This is a genomic window from Marinobacterium zhoushanense (assembly GCF_014641945.1).
Taxonomy (GTDB): Bacteria; Pseudomonadota; Gammaproteobacteria; order Pseudomonadales; family Balneatricaceae; genus Marinobacterium_D; species Marinobacterium_D zhoushanense.
In genome coordinates this window covers 1-525 of sequence record NZ_BMIJ01000028.1, presented here as the reverse complement: position 1 = coordinate 525, position 525 = coordinate 1, and the positions used below count along the sequence as shown (strand labels likewise).

The 525-nt window shown below is 58.7% G+C and carries 1 protein-coding gene; it reads left to right on the top strand.

What is annotated here, in order from left to right; all coding sequences use genetic code 11:
- Positions 1-85: 85 nt before the first annotated feature.
- The coding region (locus IEX40_RS22035; RefSeq protein ID WP_188752423.1) for an IS110 family RNA-guided transposase at positions 86-525 on the top strand (440 nt) is incomplete at its 3' end.

Sequence of the window (525 nt, the reverse complement as noted above, 5' to 3'; positions counted from 1 at the left end):
TAACGAATGAAATGGACTCCCCCTCCCTGGGTTGAGGTGCCACGCTTACCTGCGGGCATAAGCAGCGATCAATCGGAGGTGTTCCATGTCTATTTCAACTATCGGCGTTGATCTCGCCAAAACTTCGTTCAGTATCTATGGCGTCGATGACCATGGCAAGCCAGTCATTCGCCGCACCCTGACACGCAGCAAGTTGCTCGCAGTTATCGCCAACCTGCCACCTTGCCTGATCGGTATGGAAGCTTGCAGCGGCGCCCACTATTGGGCTCGCGAGTTCCACAAGCTCGGCCATCAGGTGCGAATCATGGCGCCTAAATATGTCGCGCCCTACCGCACCGGGGCCAAGAACGATCTCAACGATGCACAAGCCATCTGCGAAGCCGTCACCCGACCCAGCACGCGCTTCGTACCCATCAAATCCGCCGAGCAACAGGCCGTACTGGCCGCACATCGGATTCGCCAGGGCTGGGTCAAGGAGCGCACGGCGCTGATCAATCAGATCCGCGGGCTGCTCAGCGAGTTCGG